Here is an 18,583-nt window from a genome sequence, read left to right as displayed (position 1 = left end):
GATGACGACACTCGCCAGCGGCACCGACACTCTCACCCGCGACGCGCTGACCGTCCTCCAGCCCGGCTTCACCGGGACCACGGCCCCCGACTGGCTGCTGCGCCGCCTCGGCGAGGGCCTGGCCTCGGTCGGCCTGTTCGGCCGCAACATCGCCTCGCCCGGGCAACTGGCCGCACTGACCGCACGGTTGCGCCAGGAACGGGACGACGTCCTGGTCGCCATCGACGAGGAGGGCGGCGACGTCACCCGCCTGGAAGTGCGCACCGGCTCCAGCTTCCCCGGCAACCACGCGCTCGGCGCGGTCGACGACGTGGAGCTGACCCGGAGCGTGGCCCTGGAGCTCGGCCGGCGGCTCGCGGAGTGCGGCGTCAACCTCAACTGGGCGCCGTCCGCCGACGTCAACTCCAACCCCGGCAACCCGGTCATCGGTGTCCGCTCCTTCGGCGCCGACACCGAGCTGGTCGCCCGGCACACCGCCGCCTACGTGGCCGGACTGCAGTCCGCGGGCGTCGCCGCCTGCACCAAGCACTTCCCCGGGCACGGCGACACCGCGGTCGACTCCCACCACGCACTGCCGCGCATCGACGTGGACCCCGCGGTGCTCCGGGAGCGCGAACTCGCGCCGTTCCGCGCGGCGATCGACGCGGGCACCAAGGCCGTGATGAGCGCGCACATCCTGGTCCCCGCGCTGGACCCGGACCGCCCGGCAACCTTGTCCCGCCGGATCCTGACCGGTCTCCTGCGCGGCGAACTGGGCTACGACGGCCTGATCGTCACCGACGGCATGGAGATGCGGGCCATCGCCGGCACCTACGGCATCGAGCGGGGCAGCGTCCTCGCCGTCGCGGCCGGCGCCGACGCGATCTGCGTGGGCGGCGGCCTGGCGGACGACGAGACGGTACGGCGCCTTCGGGACGCCCTCGTCACCGCGGTCCGCGCCGGTGAACTGCCCGAGGAACGGCTGGCGGACGCGGCCGCACGCGTGCGCGCGCTCGCCCGCTGGACGGCGTCCGCGGCCTCGGGAGCGCCCGGCACCGCCGACGAGGAGGTCGGCCTGCGGGCGGCCAGGCGCGCGCTGCGGATCACCGGCGGCGAGACCTTCACCCCGCTCACCGAGCCGCCCTACGTCGCCGCCCTCACCCCGGTCGCCAACATCGCGGTCGGGGAGGAGACCCCCTGGGGCGTGGCCGCCGAGCTCGCCCGTCTCCTGCCGGGCACGGAGACGGGCAGCTTCGCCGGTGAGGGCGCGGGCCGCGCGGCCCTGGAGGCGGCCGGGGACCGGCCTGTGGTCGCCGTCGTCCGCGACGAGCACCGCCACCCGTGGATGGTCTCCGCCCTCGACACCCTGCTCGCCGCCCGCCCCGACACGATCGTCGTGGAAATGGGCGTCCCCCAGGCCTCCCCCCGAGCCCCCCTCCACATCGCCACCCACGGCGCGGCGCGCGTCTGCGGCCGGGCGGCGGCGGAGGTCATCGTGGGGGTGTAGCCGACGTCGCCGGCCACGGCTGTCGCGGGCCCCTGCCCCCCGAGCCCCCCTCCACATCGCCACCCACGGCGCGGCGCGCGTCTGCGGCCGGGCGGTGGAGGCCGTCGCGGGGGCGTGGCCCGGACGACCAGGGGGCCGGACGCCGTACCCCGGGGACGGACCGGCCCCTCGCTGTCCGTGACGCCGGCCACGATCGTCGTAGAGGCGGGTGTTCCGCTGCCTTCCCCCAGGGACGCGGCCCCAACGGCCAGGTGCCGGTCACCCCACTCGGGGTGACCGGCACCTGGGCGCGTGCGTGCGGAGGCTAAATACCCTGCCAGGCCGGCTTGTTGGCGTAGGCGTAACGGAAGTAGTCCGCGAACTTCAGCTTGGAGGCGGCGGCCTCGTCGGCGACGATCGTGGCGTGCCGGTGGAGCTGCAGGGCCGAGGCCGGGCAGATGGCGGCGACCGGTCCCTCGACGGTCGCCGCGAGCGCCTCCGCCTTGCTCTCGCCCGTGGCCATCAGCACCACGTGCCGCGCGTCGAGGATCGTGCCGACACCCTGCGTGATGACCTGGTGCGGCACCTGCGTGATGTCACCGTCGAAGAAGCGTGCGTTGTCGGCGCGGGTCTGCTCGGTCAGTACCTTGATCCGGGTGCGCGAGGACAGCGAGGAGCACGGCTCGTTGAACGCGATGTGCCCGTCCGTTCCGATCCCGACCAGCTGCAGGTCCACACCACCGGCCTCGGCCAGCGCCTTCTCGTAGGCGTCGGCCGCCGCCTGCACGTCCTCCGCGGTGCCGTCGGGCCCCAGGAAGGAGTCCATCCCCAGGCCGAGCGGCTCCACCACCTGGCGCCGCAGGACCTCGCGGTACGACTCCGGGTGACCGGCGGGCAGCCCCACGTACTCGTCGAGCTGGGCGATCCGCGCTCGTGAGGCGTCCACGGCGCCGGAGCTCACCTTGTCCGCCAGTGCCTCGTACACGGGCAGCGGCGTCGAACCCGTGGCCATGCCGAGCACGGCGTCGGGCTTGCGCCTGAGCAGTTGCGCCATGGCCTCCGCGACGAGCTCGCCGCCTGCTCTGGCGTCCGGAACGATGACAACTTCCACGCTGAGCCTGCCGATCTGAGGAGAGGGGACGGGACCCGTTGACGAGGGTCGACAAGTAGGTGGTTTAGACCAATCCAGCCTACGTCCAATCTAACAGAGACGTGCACGTCCGTACCCATGAGGGCCAGGTGCGCGACCGGCGCGCGACGGCGCGGGCCATGAGGAACCCGAGGCGCTCGAGGCGCACGCGGAAATCGCCCCGACCATCTGGTCCCGCTGCCGAGCCGGGCGGGCTAGGCTGCGTGGTGCACGCCGGGAAGCTCCGGCCGGTTGGCCGATCCGTCCGGGCCCGGACCCGGCTCGGCCGACCGACCGACCGATGAAGAAACCACAACAACCGCCGTCCGGCGCATGGACAGGCCAAGTGGTCTAGTCCAGAATGCTCGGAACGGCCAACGCACGAGCCTCCGTCTTCCCCGCACAGGAAGGCGGACCGAGGATCCGGAGCTCTCTGCCCTGACTGCCCCGGCTCCTCATCCTTCGGCCGACCGGGACCGCACACCCCAAGGCCGATACTGCTCCGGGCTGCGGTGCCGGGAGGGTTGAGGGTCCCTCCCAGGCGCCGCGGCCCGCGGGTGTCTCCGGGGCCTCCGGACCGTACGCCACCGTTCACCGCCGTACGCGGCCGTACCATTTCAGAACCGTACAAACGCCCGGGTACGCTCGCACTCGTGCCCTCCATGAACGAACTCGTACGCCAGCACACCGCCCTCGACGACTCCGATCTCGAATGGCTCCATCTGCTGGTCTCGGAGTGGCAGCTGCTCTCCGACCTCTCCTTCGCCGACCTGGTCCTGTGGATCCCCACCCGCGACGGCACCCGCTACGTCTCCGTCGCCCAGATGCGGCCGAACACCGGCCCGACCTCCTACCAGAACGACATGGTCGGCCACCTCGTCCCGCGCGGCCGCCGCCCGATGCTGGACACCGCGCTCGACGAGGGCCGGATCGTGCGCGAGGGCGACCCCGAGTGGCGCGAGGAGGTCCCGGTCCGCGTCGAGTCCATCCCGGTACGGCGGGAGGGCCGCGTCCTCGGCGTCATCGCGCGCAACACCAACCTGCTGACCGTGCGGACCCCGAGCCGTCTCGAGCTGACGTATCTGCAGAGCGCCTCGGACCTGGCGCAGATGATCGCGGCCGGCTCGTTCCCGTTCCCGGACCAGCAGGTCGACATGGACGTCTCGCCGCGCGTCGGCGACGGACTGATCCGGCTGGACGCGGACGGCATCGTCCAGTACGCCTCGCCCAACGCGCTGTCCGCCTACCACCGTCTCGGCCTCGCCGCCGACCTCGTCGGCCACCACCTGGGCGAGACCACCGCCGAACTCGCCCCGTCCCTGGCCCCGGTGGACGAGGCGCTGGTGAAGCAGGCCAGCGGCTGGGCACCCCGGGAGTTCGAGATCGAGACCAACGGCGGAGTGATCCAGTTCCGGGCGATCCCGCTCAAACCCAAGGGCACGCGTATCGGTTCGCTGGTGCTGCTGCGGGACGTCACCGAACTGCGGCGCCGCGAGCGGGAGTTGATCACCAAGGACGCGACCATCCGGGAGATCCACCACCGGGTCAAGAACAACCTGCAGACGGTGGCGGCCCTCCTCCGGCTGCAGGCCCGGCGCATCGAGTCCGAGCGCGGCCGGGAGGCCCTGGAGGAGGCGGTCCGCCGGGTCGGGTCGATCGCGATCGTCCATGAGACGCTGTCTCAGAACCTGGACGAGCGGGTGGAGTTCGACGAGATCGCCGACCGGGTGCTGGCGATGGTCGCCGAGATCTCGCCGGGCAAGGTGACCGGCCGGCGCAGCGGGCGCTTCGGCATCCTGGACGCCGAGGTCGCCACCCCGCTGTCGATGGTGCTGACCGAGGTCCTGCAGAACGCCCTGGAACACGGCTTCCGCGAGGGCGACACGGGCACCGTGGAGGTCTCCGCGGTCCGCGGCGGCACCTCGCGCGAGGCCCGCCTGCTCGTCACCGTCCAGGACGACGGCGTGGGCCTGCCCGAGGACTTCGACGCGCACAGCTCCGGCAACCTCGGCCTGCAGATCGTGCGCACCCTGGTCGAGGGCGAGTTGGGCGGCACCTTCGACATGGTGCCGGCCCCGGAGCGCGGCACGCGTGTGATCCTCGACATTCCGGTGCGGGCGCACAAGTAGCGGCTCGGGCGTACAAGCAGCGCTTCGGGGCGCACAAGCAGCGCACACAGCAAAGAGCCCCGGACCGGGATCGGTCCGGGGCTAGTCGCTCGTTGCGGCTCGTTTGCGCATCGGGGGTACTGCGCGCTGCGGCTCGGGGGCGGGGGATGCGTACTCGCTGTACGCGCCGCCAAGCTCAGGCTGTCAGCGGGGTGGCTGTGGTCAGGCGGAGGCCTGACGGGCCCGGTTGCGGGCGGCACGGCGCTTCATCGCGCGGCGCTCGTCCTCGCTGAGACCACCCCAGACGCCGGAGTCCTGACCGGACTCGAGCGCCCACTGCAGGCACTGCTCGATAACCGGGCAGCGACGGCAGACGGCCTTGGCTTCCTCGATCTGCAGCAGCGCAGGACCGGTGTTGCCGATGGGGAAGAACAGCTCGGGGTCTTCCTCGCGGCAAACGGCGTTGTGACGCCAGTCCATGGCTGCTACCTCTCCTTGTGTGACGTGCAGGTTGCTTGTGAATGTGAACGCTTTCACGAATCCCTCGACAAGTGAAGGGCCGATCGCCAGGTTCCCTGGCGTGGTCCTGTGGATTGAAGAGGGGTTCTCGGTGATCTCTGGGGCCCGTGTGACGGGCCGCCCCGATCGCCACGTAGAGACTCGCAAACCTCGGCGGCGGATACAACCCCTTCCGGAAAGTTTTTTTTGATTCCTCGGTGTCGACTAGGTCACAGCCGTACTTCCATGGGGTGGATCCTGGCCTAAACGTTCGAGTGAAAGGACTTTAGGCCCTTCCACTCACACAATCACACGCAGTGCACGGCGTACGCCTGTGAACGTCACGCTCTTACGCAGCCCGAGGTGGTCACCGTCCATCTGAAGGGGCAACGGCACCTTCGAATGCAAGGTGAAGCGGCTCAAGTCGTGCAGTGAAACAGCATGCCTGCCATGAGGGCCGCGCTCGGGGGACGAAGTGAGCAACTGGGTCCCATACCGGGCAACCGCGGCGGTGGACAGACGGCTGAGACCGAGCACGTCGAGCCCCGTATCGAACGAGGCCTTAGGAGACGTGTACATCGGGCGATTGCCCAGATACGTCCACGGCGAGGTGTTCGACACTATGGCCACCACCAGCTCGGCGAGCGGATCCTCCCCGGGCCGCTCCAGCGTGATCGCCCCGTGCCGCCGGCTCGGCTCGCCGAGGAACTGGCGGACCACCTGCCGTACGTACAGGGCGTGCGTGGACTTCTTGCCGCGCTCGCGCCGCTGCTCCACCCGCCCGACCACGCCCGCGTCGAAGCCGAGCCCGGCGTTGAAGGTGAACCAGCGCTCCGGGACGGCCGCGTCGTCGGTGTCCGGCGTTCCCGAGGCCAGCCCCAGGCCGACCGTGCGCTCGCTGCCGTCGCGCAGGGCGTCCAGGATCGCGCCGGTGGCCTCCACGGCGTCGTTGGGCAGACCCAGGGCGCGCGCGAAGACGTTGGTGGAGCCGCCGGGGACCACGGCGAGGCGGGGCAGCCGCTCGGGGTCGGGGCCGCGGTGCAGCAGGCCGTTGACGACCTCGTTGACCGTGCCGTCGCCGCCGAGGGCCACGACCATGTCGATGTCGTCGCTGTCCGCGGCCTGCCGGCCCAGGTCGCGGGCGTGGCCGCGGTACTCGGTGGTGACCGCCTCCAGCTTCATCTCGCTGGCGAGCGCGTGGATCAGCACATCGCGCGTACGTGCGCTTGTGGTGGTTGCCGCCGGATTGACCACGAGAAGTGCACGCATGGGGTGCAGCGTACCTACCGGGCAGTACCCGGCCCACACCGAGGTAGGGATCAGGTAAGGATCCGGACGTGAACCTGCGCACGGTGATCCGTGCCGCGAGGGCTACCCTGCTGGGGTGAGCAGTGAGCAGAACCCCACCCAGGAAACCACGGACGCCGCCGGCCCGCGCCCGCGGCGGCTGACCTGCGCGGCGGTGCTGTCCGCGCTGGAAGGGCTCGCTCTGCTCGTGGGCGGGATCTGGATGCTCGTCCTCGGCGTCCTCGGCGACGGGGGCGACCGGCAGACCGGCATCACCGGCGGCATCACGGTGCTCGTGCTCGCGCTGCTGCCGCTGCTCGCCGCCCGGGGGCTGCTGCTGCGCCGCAGCTGGAGCCGGGGACCGGCGGTCATCACACAGATCCTGGCGCTGCCCGTGGCCTACAACCTGCTCCAGGCCGACAGTGCGGCCATTCCGGCCGGCATCGCGCTCGCCGTCGTGGCCGTGACCTCGCTGGTGCTGCTCGTGAACCCGGCGACGACCCAGGCCCTCGGCATCAAGGGCCCGGGCCGCACCCGGGAAACCGAACGGCGTTAGCCGTACGGCAGGAGCGGTACGACCCTTTCGGTGCGGCCCCTCGTTCTACTCCTCCACCAGCAGCTTCTCCCGCAGCTGGGCCAGCGTGCGGGCCAGCAGCCGGGACACGTGCATCTGCGAGATGCCGACCTCCTGCGCGATCTGCGACTGGGTCATGTTGCCGAAGAAGCGCAGCAGCAGGATCCGCTTCTCGCGCGGCGGGAGGCCCTCCAGCAGCGGCTTGAGCGACTCCCGGTACTCCACGCCCTCCAGCGCCTCGTCCTCCGCGCCGAGGGTGTCGGCGACCGCCGGGGACTCGTCGTCGGTGTCGGGGACGTCCAGGGACAGCGTGGAGTAGGCGTTGGCCGACTCCAGGCCCTCCAGGACCTCCTCCTCGGAGATGGCCAGCTTCTCGGCCAGCTCGTGCACCGTGGGGGAGCGGCCGTGCAGCTGGGACAGCTCGGCCGTCGCCGTGGTGAGCGCCAGGCGCAGCTCCTGCAGCCGGCGCGGCACGCGTACCGCCCAGCCCTTGTCCCGGAAGTGCCGCTTGATCTCGCCGACGACCGTCGGGGTCGCGTACGTCGAGAACTCCACGCCGCGGTCCGGGTCGAACCGGTCGACCGACTTGATCAGACCGATGGTGGCGACCTGGGTCAGGTCGTCCAGCGGCTCACCGCGGTTGCGGAAACGGCGCGCGAGGTGCTCGACGAGCGGCAGGTGCATGCGGACCAGCTGGTTGCGCAGCTCCGCGTACTGCGGGCTGCCCTCCTTCAGCGTGCGCAACTCGACGAACATCGCGCGTGCGCCGCTGCGGTCCTGAGGACCGTGCTGCGCGCCGTGCACGCTCGGCACGCCCTGCCCGTCGCCCTCGGAGTTTCGCTCGTGCTCGCTCATCGTCCCGCCCGTTGCCCTTCCCCGAGCCCCCGCCTCCTTCCCCGCGTTCTCGCCTTCGCGTGAACAGGGGGAATCCCCGTGAGGGGGAGGACCTCCATGGCCGGCACCGGCTCCGCTCCGCGCCGGCGCGGGCGTGCCCCGCACGGCGTCCCCGCGCGCCCGCCCGTCGCCCGGGAGGCCGGCCGCCGACGGCTCGTCCTCCGGATGCGGCCTGGCCTGCTCCGGGATGCCGTCGATGCCGCCCGCCGTGCACCGGGGCACGGCCGGGCCGCCCGGGGCGGTCCCGCCCGGGCTTGTGGCCCCTTCCGCGCGGGCGGGAATCCCGCCCTCGGCCGGCAGCTCCCGTGTGCCGCGCTCTTCGTCCCGCACCGGCCCGTCCCCGTTCCTCACGTCGGCCCGGGTCCCGCGCCGCGCTGTTTGTAGAGGCTGATCGACACGGTCTTGTCCTCGTCCACGGCGGAGGAGACCTTGCCCGCGAGCGCGGACAGGACGGTCCAGGCGAACGTGTCCCGCGAGGGCGCGTGACCGTCCGTGGTCGGGGCCGAGACGGTCACCTCGAGCGAGTCGTCGACCAGCCGGAAGACACAACTGAGCACCGAGCCGGGCACGGCCTGCTGGAGCAGGATCGCGCAGGCCTCGTCCACCGCGATGCGCAGGTCCTCGATCTCGTCGAGGGTGAAGTCCAAACGGGCCGCAAGGCCGGCCGTGGCCGTCCGCAGCACCGACAGGTAGGCACCCGCAGCCGGCAGCCGGACCTCCACGAAGTCCTGGTTCGCCACGGGCTCGCCTGCGATCTGGGACACCCTCACCTCCAAGGTGGTACAAGCTCTCTCAGGGCCGAGGGTCGCCCCCCGGGGTAACGCGATACATGGTTCAGCGGTGACGCTACCGCGCTCTCGGCATTCCTGTCCCGGGACCCCAACCCCTTGTTGTCACTCATAGTAAAGCTACGGATACGCTCCGTGGCTAGGGGTCTGCGGGCCCAAATGGGAACAGCGCGGGCCGGATTGTCGTACCCAGACGTCAGAGGGTCGAACCGTCGAACCGCCCGACCCCCGGTCGCAGGAGCGCGGTCACACGAGCACGTGGTCCACGAAGCACCAACGCCAGTCCTCGCCGGGCTCGAAGGTCCGCATCACCGGATGCCCGGTGTCCTTGTGGTGCTTGGTCGCATGCTGCCTCGGCGAGGAGTCGCAGCACGCGACGTGCCCACAGGTCAGACACAGCCGCAGCTGCACCGGATCCGTGCCGTCCGCCAGGCACTCCGGGCAGGTCTCGCTCTCGGGCGCGGGCTCCGGACGCGGCAGCGTGCCGGCGTGCGTGCACTGTTTCATGATTGCCAGGTTACGACGGGCGTGCGGGTGACCGTGCGGAAAGCGGGCGGCGAGAACGACGGGCGGGTGAGGACGATGGACGTGATGCCGCTGCTGTTGCTGGTCGCGGGCAGTGCCGCGGTGGCCGGGGCCGCCCGGCGCACCCCCGTACCGGCACCCCTGCTGCTGGTCGCGGTCGGACTGGCGGTCTCCTACGTCCCCGGAGTCCCCGTCTACACCCTCGAGCCCGGAGTGGTCCTGCCGCTGCTGCTGCCCCCGCTGCTGTACACGTCGACCCGCGACAGCTCCTACCTCGACCTGCGCGCGCAGCTGCGGCCCGTGGCGCTGCTCTCGGTCGGGTATGTGCTGTTCGCGACCTTCGTGGTCGGCTGGGCCGCGTACCTGATCGTGCCGGGGCTGCCGCTGACGGCGGCGCTGGTGCTGGGCGCGGTGGTGGCGCCGCCGGACGCGGTCGCGGCGACGGCGGTGGCCCGCCGGGTCGGGCTGCCCTCGCGGATCACCACGATCCTGCAGGGGGAGTCCCTGTTCAACGACGCCACCGCGATCACCGCCTACAAGGTGGCGGTGGCCGCCGCGGTCGGCGAGGGCGCGACCTGGGCCGGGGGCGTCGAGGAGTTCCTGGTCGCGGCCGTCGGGGGCGTCGGCGTCGGGTTGGTGCTGATGGCGCCGCTGCACTGGCTGCGCACCCGCCTGAGGGAACCGCTGCTGCAGAACACGCTCTCCCTGCTCATCCCGTTCGTCGCCTACGGCGTCGCCGAGCAGCTGCACGCCTCCGGTGTGCTCGCCGTCGTCACGGTCGCCCTCTACCTCGGCCACCGCGCGTGGGAGGTCGACTTCGCCACCCGGCTCCAGGAGGAGGCAGTGTGGAAGATGGTCGCCTTCGTCCTGGAGTCCTCGGTGTTCGCCCTCATCGGACTGCAGCTGCCGATCGTCCTGAGGGGCCTCAGGACGCACGCGGGCGCCGAGGCCGCCTGGTACGCGGTCGCCGTCTTCCTGGTGGTCGTCGCCACCCGGTTCGTGTGGGTGTACCCGGCGGCGTTCCTGCCCCGCCTGCTGTTCCGGAGCGTCCGCGCGCGGGAGGAGAATCCCACCTGGAGGGGCGCGATGGTCACCGCCTGGGCCGGGATGCGGGGCGTGGTGTCCCTGGCCATCGCCTTCTCGATCCCGGCCACGCTGCACGACGGCGAGCCGTTCCCCAGGCACAGCCTGCTGCTCTTCCTGACCTTCACGACGGTCATCGGGACGCTGGTGGTGCAGGGCCTGACGCTGCCGCCGCTGATCCGCCTGCTGAAGTTCCCCGGCCGGAGTGCGCAGGCGGAGACCCTGGCCGAGGCGAACGCCCAGGCACAGGCCTCCCGAGCCGCCGAGCAGCGCCTGGAGGAACTCCTCCAGGACGAGCGCAACGCCCTGCCCCAGCCGCTCGCCGACCGGCTCCGCACGGTCCTGGAGCGCCGTCGCAACTCCGTGTGGGAGCGCCTCGGCCAGGCCAACCCGGTCACCGGCGAGTCGGTCGACGACACCTACCGCCGGCTGTCCCGGGACGTGATCAGCACCGAGCGCGAGGTCTTCGTACGCCTGCGGGACGGGCGCTACATCGACGACGAGATGCTGCGCACCCTGCTGCGCAGGCTGGACCTGGAGGAGGCGGCCGCCTACCGGGAGACGGTGTGAGCGGGGGCGGGCACGCGGACGGGCGCATGGGTCAGGACTGCGCCGGGAAGGGGCTGCCCGTGACGACCGCGGCGATCGTCGTCCCGCGCGCGAAGGCGCCCTCGCCGGCCAGAGCGACCAGGGCGTACAGCAGCTTGGCGACGTAGGTGCGCTCGACGGGGACGCCGTGCCGGGCGGTGAAGTCCTCGGCGAAGGAGTCGAGTTCGGGTGTGACGCGGGCGTAGCCGCCGAAGTGGAAGCGCTCGTCGAGCGACCAGGTGCCGCGGCGGGTGCCGAAGGCCCGCTCCTGCAGGGCCTGTACCTCCGCCGTCAGGAAACCGCCCTTGAGGACCGGTACGCCCAGGACGCGCCGGCCGGGCGGGAGGCCCGCGGCCAGTCCGGCCAGGGTGCCTCCGGTGCCGCAGGCCAGGGCGGCGACGTCGGCGTGGGCGCCGAGCTCCTCGCCCAGGGCCCGGCAGCCGCGTACGGCGAGGGCGTTGCTGCCGCCCTCGGGGACGACGTACGGCTCCTCGACCCCGATGTCGCGCAGTACGGCGGCGAGCGTCTCCGGCTCGGACTTGCGGCGGTACGTCGTCCGGTCGACGAAGTGCAGCCGCATCCCGTCGGCCGCGCACCGGGCCAGGGAGGGGTTGAGGGGGCGGTCGGCGAGCTCCTGCCCGCGGACCACGCCGACCGTGCGCAGGCCCAGCAGGCGGCCCGCGGCGGCGGTCGCGCGCAGATGGTTGGACCAGGCGCCGCCGAAGGTCACGACCGTCCGTCCGGCCGCGGCCTCGAGGTTCGGGGCGAGTTTGCGCCACTTGTTGCCGGTCAGCTCCGGGTGGATCAGGTCGTCGCGCTTGAGGAGCAGCCGCAGACCGCGCCGGGCGAAGCGGTCGTCGGCGACCTCCTGCAGGGGCGAGGGGAGCCTCGGGGAGAGCGCGGCGAGATCGGGGACGGCGGAGCTGGTCACCCGGCCATTGTCCGGGGCCGCGGATCCGCCCGCAGCCGGGAGGGGTCCCCCTGTCTGCCCGTGGCGGTGGTGATCCATTCCCGCTCGTTCGGGTAATGGCACGGCCACGCTCCGTGATGGAAGGCTGGTGCCCGCAAATCGATGCGCGGCGCCGAGCGTGCCGGGCATGAGCGGGAGGGCAATTCTCTATGTCGGTAGGCGAAGAGGTCCGCGCGGAGCAGGGCCGGCCGCAGCAGAGTCTCGGCACCGCGGCCGCGCGGAACCTGGCCACCACCACCAAGTCCGTTCCCCAGATGCAGGAGATCAGCTCGCGCTGGCTGCTGCGCATGCTGCCCTGGGTCGACGTGCAGGGCGGCACGTACCGGGTGAACCGGCGGCTCACCTACGCCGTCGGCGACGGGCGTATCACCTTCGTGAAGACCGGCGACCGCGTCGAGGTCATCCCCGCCGAACTCGGCGAACTGACGGCCCTGCGCGGGTACGAGGACGACGACGTGCTCTCGGAGCTCGCCCAGCGCTGCCGGCAGCGGGAGATCGGGGCCGGCCAGGTGATCGCCTCGTTCGGCAACCAGGCCGAGGAGGTGTACCTGCTGGCGCACGGCAGGGTCCAGAAGATCGGTACCGGCCCCTACGGCGACGACCAGGTCCTCGGCGTCCTCGCCAACGGCGCGTACTTCGGCGACCAGGCGCTCCTCGACCCGGACGCCATCTGGGAGTACACGGCCCGCGCGGACACCACGTGCACCGTCCTCGTCCTGTCCCGCCACGACTTCGAACAGGTCGCCGACCGTGCCGAGTCGCTGCGCGCCCATCTCCAGCGGCTGCGCTCGATCCCGGGGCAGCGCGCCAACAAGTACGGCGAGAAGGCGGTCGAGCTCGCCGCCGGCCACGACGGTGAGCCGGACATCCCGCACACCTTCGTCGACTACGAGGCCAGGCCCCGCGAGTACGAGCTGAGCATCGCCCAGACCGTCCTGCGCATCCACTCGCGCGTGGCCGACCTCTACAACCAGCCGATGAACCAGACGGAGCAGCAACTGAGGTTGACCGTCGAGGCGTTGAAGGAGCGCCAGGAGCACGAGCTGATCAACAACCGCGACTTCGGCCTGCTCCACAACTGCGAGTACGACCAGCGGATCCAGCCGCACGACGGCGTGCCGAGCCCCGACGACATGGACGAGCTGCTCAGCCGGCGCCGCGGCACCAAGCTCTTCCTCGCCCATCCGCGCGCGATCGCAGCGTTCGGCCGCGAGCTGAACAAACGGGGGCTGGTCCCGGAGACCGTCGACATGGGCGGCAACCGCATCCCCACCTGGCGCGGGGTGCCGATCTTCCCGTGCAACAAGATCCCGGTCACCGAGGCCAGGACCAGCTCGATCATCGCGATGCGCACCGGCGAGGACGATCAGGGCGTCATCGGGCTGCGCGCCAAGGGCATCCCCGACGAGATCGAGCCGAGCCTGTCCGTGCGGTTCATGGGCATCAACGAGCAGGCGGTCATCAAGTACCTGGTGACGACCTACTACTCGGCGGCGGTGCTGGTGCCGGACGCGCTGGGCGTCCTGGAGAACATCGAGGTCGGCCGTTGGCGCTGACGACTCGCGCCGCCTCCCGGTGTCCCGGCCCTCCGGGCCGGGTACACCCCGGGGGTACGCGCCAGGTTCCGGCTGCGGAAGCCCCACCGTCCGCGGTCTCTTCCGAGGGGGATCGGATGTGGATCGGATGGCTGAGTTCATGACGGAGACGACACACCGGACGACAGAGCGGACGGCACAGCGTCCTGCGGCCGTGCCCCGGCCGGGAGGGACGGAGCGGCCGGGAGGGACGGGGGGCTCCGCCGATCCGCCGCCCCCGCGACGCGCCGCCGGCAGCCGCGCGGGCGGCCCGGCGGACGCGCCCGACGGGCACGACGCGGCGCTGATCCTCGAGCACTCCCGGAGATCGGTCGATCCCGAACTGCGAGCGGCGGTCGCCTCCCTGCCCGCCTCGATGCGCCGGGTCGCGCGCTACCACTTCGGCTGGGAGCACGTGGACGGCACGCCGGCCGCGGGGAACGGGGGCAAGGCGATCCGCCCGGCACTCGTCCTCACGGCGGCCGCCGCGCTCGGCGGGCCGGAGGCGAGGGCCGCGGCGGCGCGGGCCGCCGCGGCGGTGGAACTGGTCCACAACTTCACGTTGCTGCACGACGACGTGATGGACCGGGACGCCACCCGCCGGCACCGGCCCACCGCGTGGACGGTGTTCGGTGACACCGACGCGATCCTCGCCGGGGACGCCCTGCAGGCGCTGGCCCTGAGGCTGCTCGCCGAGGACAGGCATCCGGCGTCCCAGGCGGCCGCCGCCCGGCTCGCGGCCTGCGTGGTCGAGCTGTGTGCGGGCCAGCAGGCGGACACGGCCCTGGAGCACCGGGCTCCCGACGAGGTCACGCTCGTCGAGGTGCTGGCCATGGCCGAGGCCAAGACGGGCGCACTGCTCGGCTGCTCCTGCGCCGTCGGCGCGCTGTACGCGGGAGTGGGCGAGGAGGAGGTCGAGGCGCTGGACGCGTTCGGCCGGCAGGCGGGGCTCGCCTTCCAGCTGATCGACGACGTGATCGGCATATGGGGCGACCCGGGCCGCACCGGAAAGCCGGCCGGTGCCGACCTCGCCGCCCGCAAGAAGTCCCTGCCGGTGGTCGCCGCGCTCACCTCCGGCACCCCGGCCGCCACCGAACTCGCCGAGCTGTACTCCCGGCCGCACCGGGAAGGGCGTGAAGGAGAAGGGGAGCTGGAGCGCACCGCGCTGGCGGTGGAGCGGGCCGGCGGCCGGGACTGGGCCCAGGCCCAGGCGGCCGACCGGATGGCCCGGGCCGTGGACGACCTGGCCCGCGCCGTCCCCGACCCCGCGCACGCGGGCGGCCTGCTGGCCCTGGCCGAGTTCGTGACCAGGCGCACCAGCTGACACCCGCCCCACCGGGAAAGACCCCGGAGCCACCGGGCCCGTACGGCTCCTGACCCCGTACGGCCGCCGGCACTCCGGTCCGGCGGGCCCCGCACTGCCCCACGGTGTGCGGGGCCCGCTCCTTTCCCCTAGGCTCAACACCCGTAGTTCCAGGGTCACTTGAGCTGAGAGGGCGGAAGATGGGCGTAGGCATCCGGTCAGCGGGGCAGGACGACCGCGCACTGGTCGTACGGCTGCTGGACGAGGCCTTCCAGGACGACCCGGTGAGCGGCTGGGTCTTCCCCGGAGAGGAGTACCGCCGCACGACCCACCACCGGCTGATGGCCGCCTTCACCGACATCGTGCTCGAAGAGGGCCGGATCGACGTGACGGAGGACGGCACGGCGTGCGCACTGTGGCTGTCGATCCCGGCGGCTGTCCCCGACGGCCCGGACGACCCCGACGACGCCGTACGCCTGCGCGAGACGGTCGACCCGGCCAACGCGCGCGTGGAGGAGATCGCCCGCCTGATGGCCGACTCCCACCCGGCGGACCGCGCCCACGAGTACCTGTGGATGATCGGCGTCACCCCGGGCCGCCAGGGCGAGGGCCTGGGCAGTGCGCTCATCCGGCACGTCCTCGACCACTGTGACCGCGAGAGTCTGCCCGCCTACCTGGAGGCCAGCAGCAAGCGCAGCACCAAACTCTACGAACGCCTGGGTTTCACCTTCACCGGCACCACCCTCGACCTCCCGGGCGGCCCCCGGATGTGGCCGATGTGGCGGGAATCCCGCACGCCCTAGCCCTCCGGCACGACCGTCGCCACGATGCGGTCCACCAGGCCGTCCGGCACGCTCACCCCGGGCAGTACGCCGTCCAGGACGTCCGGCAGGGTCAGGTGCTCCAGGAGCAGGCCGAGCACGGCGAGGTAGAGCACCGTCACGGTCTCGTCGCCGCCGGGGAGACCGGCGGCCCGGTGGTGCTCCAGAGCCTCCTCCAGGTCCCCGCGCACCGACTTGGTGAAGGAGGCGCGCAGTCCGGGACGCCGGGTGGCCTCCAGACGCATCTCCATCAGGGCCAGGTAGCCCGTGCGGTCACGGGTCGCGCGGGCCAGCAGGTCGTGCATGAAGGCCGCGACCAGGGAGCGGTCCTTGGGGCGGTTCATCAGCGCGGCGAACACCTCGGGGTCGGGCGCGAGGCGGCTGTGCAGCCGGGCGTCGATCTGGCGCAGCAGGTCGTCGCGGCTGGTGAAGTAGTTCGAGGCGGTGCCCACCGGCACGCGGGCCTCGGCGTCGACCGCGCGGAACGTCAGCCCGCGCGCGCCCTCGCGCGCGAGCACCTCGACCCCGGCGTCGACCAGCGCCGCCCGCCGTTCCGGATTGCCGGCCATGCGGAATCCCTTCTCTCACTTGCCCGGGCTCACGGAAACCCCTTGCAACCACTACGAGTGAAGTACTACAACTGAAGCACTACAAGCAGAGTGGTTACGGCAGCCTACGGAAAGGGACCGGCTTGCGAAAGCTCACCTACTTCATCGCCTGCTCCATCGACGGTTTCATCGGGGACCCGGGCGGCGACGCGCGGATGTTCTACCCCTTCGTCGACGAGGAGTTCCTCGCCTTCCTGAAGGCGGAGTACCCGGAGACCGTGGCCACCCACGGCCGCCGCGCGCTCGGCATCGATGACCTGGAGAACAAGCGGTTCGACACGATCGTCCAGGGCCGGGCCAGCTACGACGTGGCCCTCAAGGAGGGCGTCACCAGCCCCTACGCCCACCTGCGCGAGTACGTCGCCTCGCGCACCCTGGGCGAGTCTCCCGACCCGAAGGTGGAGATCATTTCCACGGACCTGCTGGGCAGGATCCGGGAACTGAAGGCGGAGGCCGGCGAGTTCGGCATCTACCTGTGCGGCGGCTCGAAGCTCGCGGGCGAGCTGGCCGACGAGGTCGACGAACTCGTCATCAAGACCTACCCGGTCGTTCTGGGCTCGGGCATGCCGATGTTCGGCTCCGGCTTCCGCGTCACGGAGTTCACCCTCGACGAGGTACGGACCTTCGGCAACGGCGTACTGGTCCGCACCTACCGCAGAAAGCGCTGAGTGCCCCGGCCCGGCGGCAGCGTTGCCGTCGGATCCGGTTGAGCGGGGAGGAGTTGAGGTGGAGCGGGGCGGGGAGCGGCGCCGCAGGGTGTGGCGGTGGGCCGTGACTGTGTGGGCGACCGCAGTGGTTGTGGGCGGTGGGCTCACCCTGTGGCTGCAGGAATCGAACGAGCCACGGGGGCCGTACGTCTGGCAGGACGCGAACGAAACGCCGGCGCCGGGCCAGGACGGCTTCGACGGCTTCGGCCCATGTCCACCCCCGGGCTCCTCGCCCCCGCCCGCGGAGGGTCAGAGCGTGTACGCGTGTGCGTACGTGGATCACCTCTGACCCTCGGCCCGCTCCATGAACCGCAGCAGGTTTCCGGCCGGGTCGCGGAACGCGCAGTCGCGGACCCCGTACGGCTGGTCCATCGGCTCCTGGACGACATCGGCGCCGTACTCCTGGACGCGGGCGAAGAGCGCGTCGCAGTCGGCGGTGCTGAAGATGACCCCGCGGAGCATGCCCTTGGCCAGCAGCCGGGCCATGGCCTCCTTGTCGGAGGGGGAGGCGTCGGGGTTGGCTGCGGGCGGCTCCAGGACGATCTCCACGTCCGGCTGCAGCGGCGACCCCACGGTCACCCACCGCATCCCCTCGAACCCGACGTCGTTGCGGATTTCCAGCCCCAGCACGTCGCGGTAGAAGGTGAGCGCCTTGTCGTGATCGTCGACGGCGATGAAGCACTGGTGGAGTTTGAGGTCCATCCCCTCACGTTAGGGCGCGGGCGGCGGTCCCGTGCGCCTCGGGCGCGTGAAAGTCCGGGCCACGCACGCCGGAATCACCGCGCTGTCCTCGTGCGACCGCGCCCGATAGGCGCTCGGCGTCTCCCCGACGAGCTCGGTGAACCGCGAGCTGAACGACCCCAGCGACGTACACCCCACCGCCAGGCACACCTCCGTCACGCTCATGTCCCCCCGCCTGAGCAGCGCCTTCGCCCGCTCGATACGCCGGGTCATGAGATACCCGTACGGCGTCTCCCCGAAAGCGGCCCGGAAACTGCGCTGAAAGTGCCCCGGCGACATGAGCGCGGTCCGCGCCAGCGCGGCCACGTCCAGCGGCTCGGCGTACTCACGGTTTATCCGGTCACGGGCCCGCCGCAGCCGTACCAGGTCTTCGGGTGTCATCCCGCCAGCTTGGCACGAGCCGACGGAGGAGAGCCCCGGCGCAGCAGAGGGGGCCCGGCCGGACGACCGACCGGACCCCCTGCGCAGTCCTCACCGACCCGCGGTGGTGCACCGACCGCCGATCAGCGGGCGACACCTGCGGTCAGGCCTTCTTGGTCTCCCAGAAGATCTTGTCGATCTGGGCGATGTAGTCCAGCGCCTTCTGGCCCGTGGCCGGGTCGGTGGAGGCCTTGGCGGCGGAGAGGGCCTTCAGCGTGTCGTTGACCAGCTGGTGCAGCTCCGGGTACTTCTCGAAGTGCGGGGGCTTGAAGTAGTCGCTCCAGAGCACGGAGACGTGGTGCTTCGCCAGCTCGGCGCGCTGCTCCTTGATGACGGTGGCACGCGCCTGGAAATGCGGGTCGTCGTTGCCGGCCATCTTCTCCTGGATGGCCTTCACCGACTCCGCCTCGATACGGGCCTGGGCCGGGTCGTACACACCGCAGGGGAGGTCACAGTGCGCGCTGACCTTGACCTTGGGGGCAAACAGGCGGGAAAGCATG

Annotated in this window: 19 protein-coding genes; 8 read left to right on the top strand and 11 right to left on the bottom strand. The window is 71.8% G+C overall.

The annotated features are described in order from the left end of the window. The first annotated feature begins 1 nt into the window (after position 1). Positions 2-1,486 (top strand): glycoside hydrolase family 3 protein, encoded by a 1,485-nt coding sequence (locus ACX25U_RS11895; protein ID WP_454391331.1) that lies wholly within the window; start codon positions 2-4, stop codon positions 1,484-1,486. A gap of 304 nt (positions 1,487-1,790) precedes the next feature. Here the strand turns inward: ACX25U_RS11895 and nagB are convergent, their stop codons facing one another. Then, positions 1,791-2,576, bottom strand: a complete 786-nt coding sequence (nagB, locus tag ACX25U_RS11890) for a glucosamine-6-phosphate deaminase (RefSeq protein WP_454391329.1) — start codon at positions 2,574-2,576, stop codon at positions 1,791-1,793. 680 nt (positions 2,577-3,256) lie between these two features. Between nagB and ACX25U_RS11885 the strand changes: the two genes are divergently transcribed. After that, positions 3,257-4,723: a sensor histidine kinase gene (locus tag ACX25U_RS11885; RefSeq protein ID WP_454394221.1), complete on the top strand. Its 1,467-nt coding sequence runs from the start codon at positions 3,257-3,259 to the stop codon at positions 4,721-4,723. 201 nt (positions 4,724-4,924) lie between these two features. On the opposite strand, the gene ACX25U_RS11880 is transcribed toward ACX25U_RS11885, so the two are convergent. Further along, positions 4,925-5,182 carry a WhiB family transcriptional regulator gene (locus tag ACX25U_RS11880; RefSeq protein WP_003992873.1) on the bottom strand — a complete coding sequence of 86 codons (258 nt, stop codon included), beginning with the start codon at positions 5,180-5,182 and terminating at the stop codon, positions 4,925-4,927. A 318-nt stretch (positions 5,183-5,500) separates the two neighbouring features. After that, on the bottom strand, positions 5,501-6,469 hold the full coding sequence (locus ACX25U_RS11875) for a diacylglycerol/lipid kinase family protein (RefSeq protein WP_454391328.1): 969 nt from the start codon (positions 6,467-6,469) through the stop codon (positions 5,501-5,503). Between the two features lie 115 nt (positions 6,470-6,584). On the opposite strand from ACX25U_RS11875, the gene ACX25U_RS11870 reads away from it, so the two are divergent. After that, on the top strand, positions 6,585-7,043 hold the full coding sequence (locus tag ACX25U_RS11870) for a hypothetical protein (protein ID WP_454391326.1): 459 nt from the start codon (positions 6,585-6,587) through the stop codon (positions 7,041-7,043). A gap of 45 nt (positions 7,044-7,088) precedes the next feature. On the opposite strand, the gene ACX25U_RS11865 is transcribed toward ACX25U_RS11870, so the two are convergent. The 3 genes from ACX25U_RS11865 to ACX25U_RS11855 all read right to left on the bottom strand — a co-directional run bounded on the left by ACX25U_RS11865 (position 7,089) and on the right by ACX25U_RS11855 (position 9,250). Next, the gene (locus tag ACX25U_RS11865) at positions 7,089-8,285 is read right to left on the bottom strand and encodes a SigB/SigF/SigG family RNA polymerase sigma factor (protein ID WP_454391324.1); all 1,197 of its coding nucleotides are present in this window, start codon (positions 8,283-8,285) and stop codon (positions 7,089-7,091) included. Between the two features lie 17 nt (positions 8,286-8,302). Beyond that, positions 8,303-8,719, bottom strand: coding sequence for an anti-sigma regulatory factor (locus ACX25U_RS11860; RefSeq protein ID WP_454391322.1), 417 nt, complete (start codon positions 8,717-8,719; stop codon positions 8,303-8,305). Positions 8,720-8,989: 270 nt separating this feature from the next. Beyond that, the gene (locus ACX25U_RS11855; protein WP_454391320.1) at positions 8,990-9,250 is read right to left on the bottom strand and encodes a UBP-type zinc finger domain-containing protein; all 261 of its coding nucleotides are present in this window, start codon (positions 9,248-9,250) and stop codon (positions 8,990-8,992) included. Between the two features lie 75 nt (positions 9,251-9,325). On the opposite strand from ACX25U_RS11855, the gene ACX25U_RS11850 reads away from it, so the two are divergent. Beyond that, entirely contained in the window at positions 9,326-10,921 is a 1,596-nt protein-coding gene (locus tag ACX25U_RS11850; RefSeq protein ID WP_454394219.1) for a Na+/H+ antiporter, read from the top strand. 31 nt (positions 10,922-10,952) lie between these two features. Here ACX25U_RS11850 and ACX25U_RS11845 read toward each other — a convergent pair whose 3' ends face one another. Beyond that, a complete protein-coding gene (locus tag ACX25U_RS11845; RefSeq protein ID WP_454391318.1) occupies positions 10,953-11,870 on the bottom strand; it encodes a 1-aminocyclopropane-1-carboxylate deaminase/D-cysteine desulfhydrase in 918 nt (305 codons plus the stop codon). Positions 11,871-12,058: 188 nt separating this feature from the next. On the opposite strand from ACX25U_RS11845, the gene ACX25U_RS11840 reads away from it, so the two are divergent. The 3 genes from ACX25U_RS11840 to ACX25U_RS11830 all read left to right on the top strand — a co-directional run bounded on the left by ACX25U_RS11840 (position 12,059) and on the right by ACX25U_RS11830 (position 15,589). Beyond that, positions 12,059-13,465, top strand: a complete 1,407-nt coding sequence (locus ACX25U_RS11840; protein ID WP_454391316.1) for a family 2B encapsulin nanocompartment shell protein — start codon at positions 12,059-12,061, stop codon at positions 13,463-13,465. Positions 13,466-13,604: 139 nt separating this feature from the next. Beyond that, complete coding sequence (locus ACX25U_RS11835; protein ID WP_454391314.1) at positions 13,605-14,807, top strand: family 2 encapsulin nanocompartment cargo protein polyprenyl transferase; 1,203 nt, start codon at positions 13,605-13,607, stop codon at positions 14,805-14,807. Between the two features lie 179 nt (positions 14,808-14,986). Next, positions 14,987-15,589, top strand: a complete 603-nt coding sequence (locus ACX25U_RS11830; protein ID WP_454391312.1) for a GNAT family N-acetyltransferase — start codon at positions 14,987-14,989, stop codon at positions 15,587-15,589. Here the strand turns inward: ACX25U_RS11830 and ACX25U_RS11825 are convergent. Beyond that, positions 15,586-16,176 carry a TetR/AcrR family transcriptional regulator gene (locus ACX25U_RS11825; protein WP_454391310.1) on the bottom strand — a complete coding sequence of 197 codons (591 nt, stop codon included), beginning with the start codon at positions 16,174-16,176 and terminating at the stop codon, positions 15,586-15,588. The two genes, ACX25U_RS11830 and ACX25U_RS11825, sit on opposite strands and share 4 nt — an antisense overlap. Positions 16,177-16,298: 122 nt before the next feature. Here ACX25U_RS11825 and ACX25U_RS11820 point away from each other — a divergent pair, with 122 nt between their 5' ends. Continuing rightward, positions 16,299-16,883: a dihydrofolate reductase family protein gene (locus ACX25U_RS11820; protein WP_454391308.1), complete on the top strand. Its 585-nt coding sequence runs from the start codon at positions 16,299-16,301 to the stop codon at positions 16,881-16,883. A gap of 318 nt (positions 16,884-17,201) precedes the next feature. Here ACX25U_RS11820 and ACX25U_RS11815 read toward each other — a convergent pair whose 3' ends face one another. The 3 genes from ACX25U_RS11815 to sodN all read right to left on the bottom strand — a co-directional run bounded on the left by ACX25U_RS11815 (position 17,202) and on the right by sodN (position 18,582). Next, the gene (locus tag ACX25U_RS11815; protein ID WP_454391306.1) at positions 17,202-17,624 is read right to left on the bottom strand and encodes a VOC family protein; all 423 of its coding nucleotides are present in this window, start codon (positions 17,622-17,624) and stop codon (positions 17,202-17,204) included. Between the two features lie 9 nt (positions 17,625-17,633). Continuing rightward, a complete protein-coding gene (locus ACX25U_RS11810) occupies positions 17,634-18,044 on the bottom strand; it encodes a helix-turn-helix transcriptional regulator (protein WP_454391304.1) in 411 nt (136 codons plus the stop codon). Between the two features lie 142 nt (positions 18,045-18,186). Next, positions 18,187-18,582, bottom strand: coding sequence for a superoxide dismutase, Ni (gene sodN, locus ACX25U_RS11805; protein ID WP_109539088.1), 396 nt, complete (start codon positions 18,580-18,582; stop codon positions 18,187-18,189). Position 18,583: the final 1 nt, after the last annotated feature.

This window comes from Streptomyces sp. JNUCC 63 (assembly GCF_054366325.1).
The sequence above is the reverse complement of the archived record's forward strand: the minus strand, read 5'-3'. Positions and strand labels throughout refer to the sequence as shown.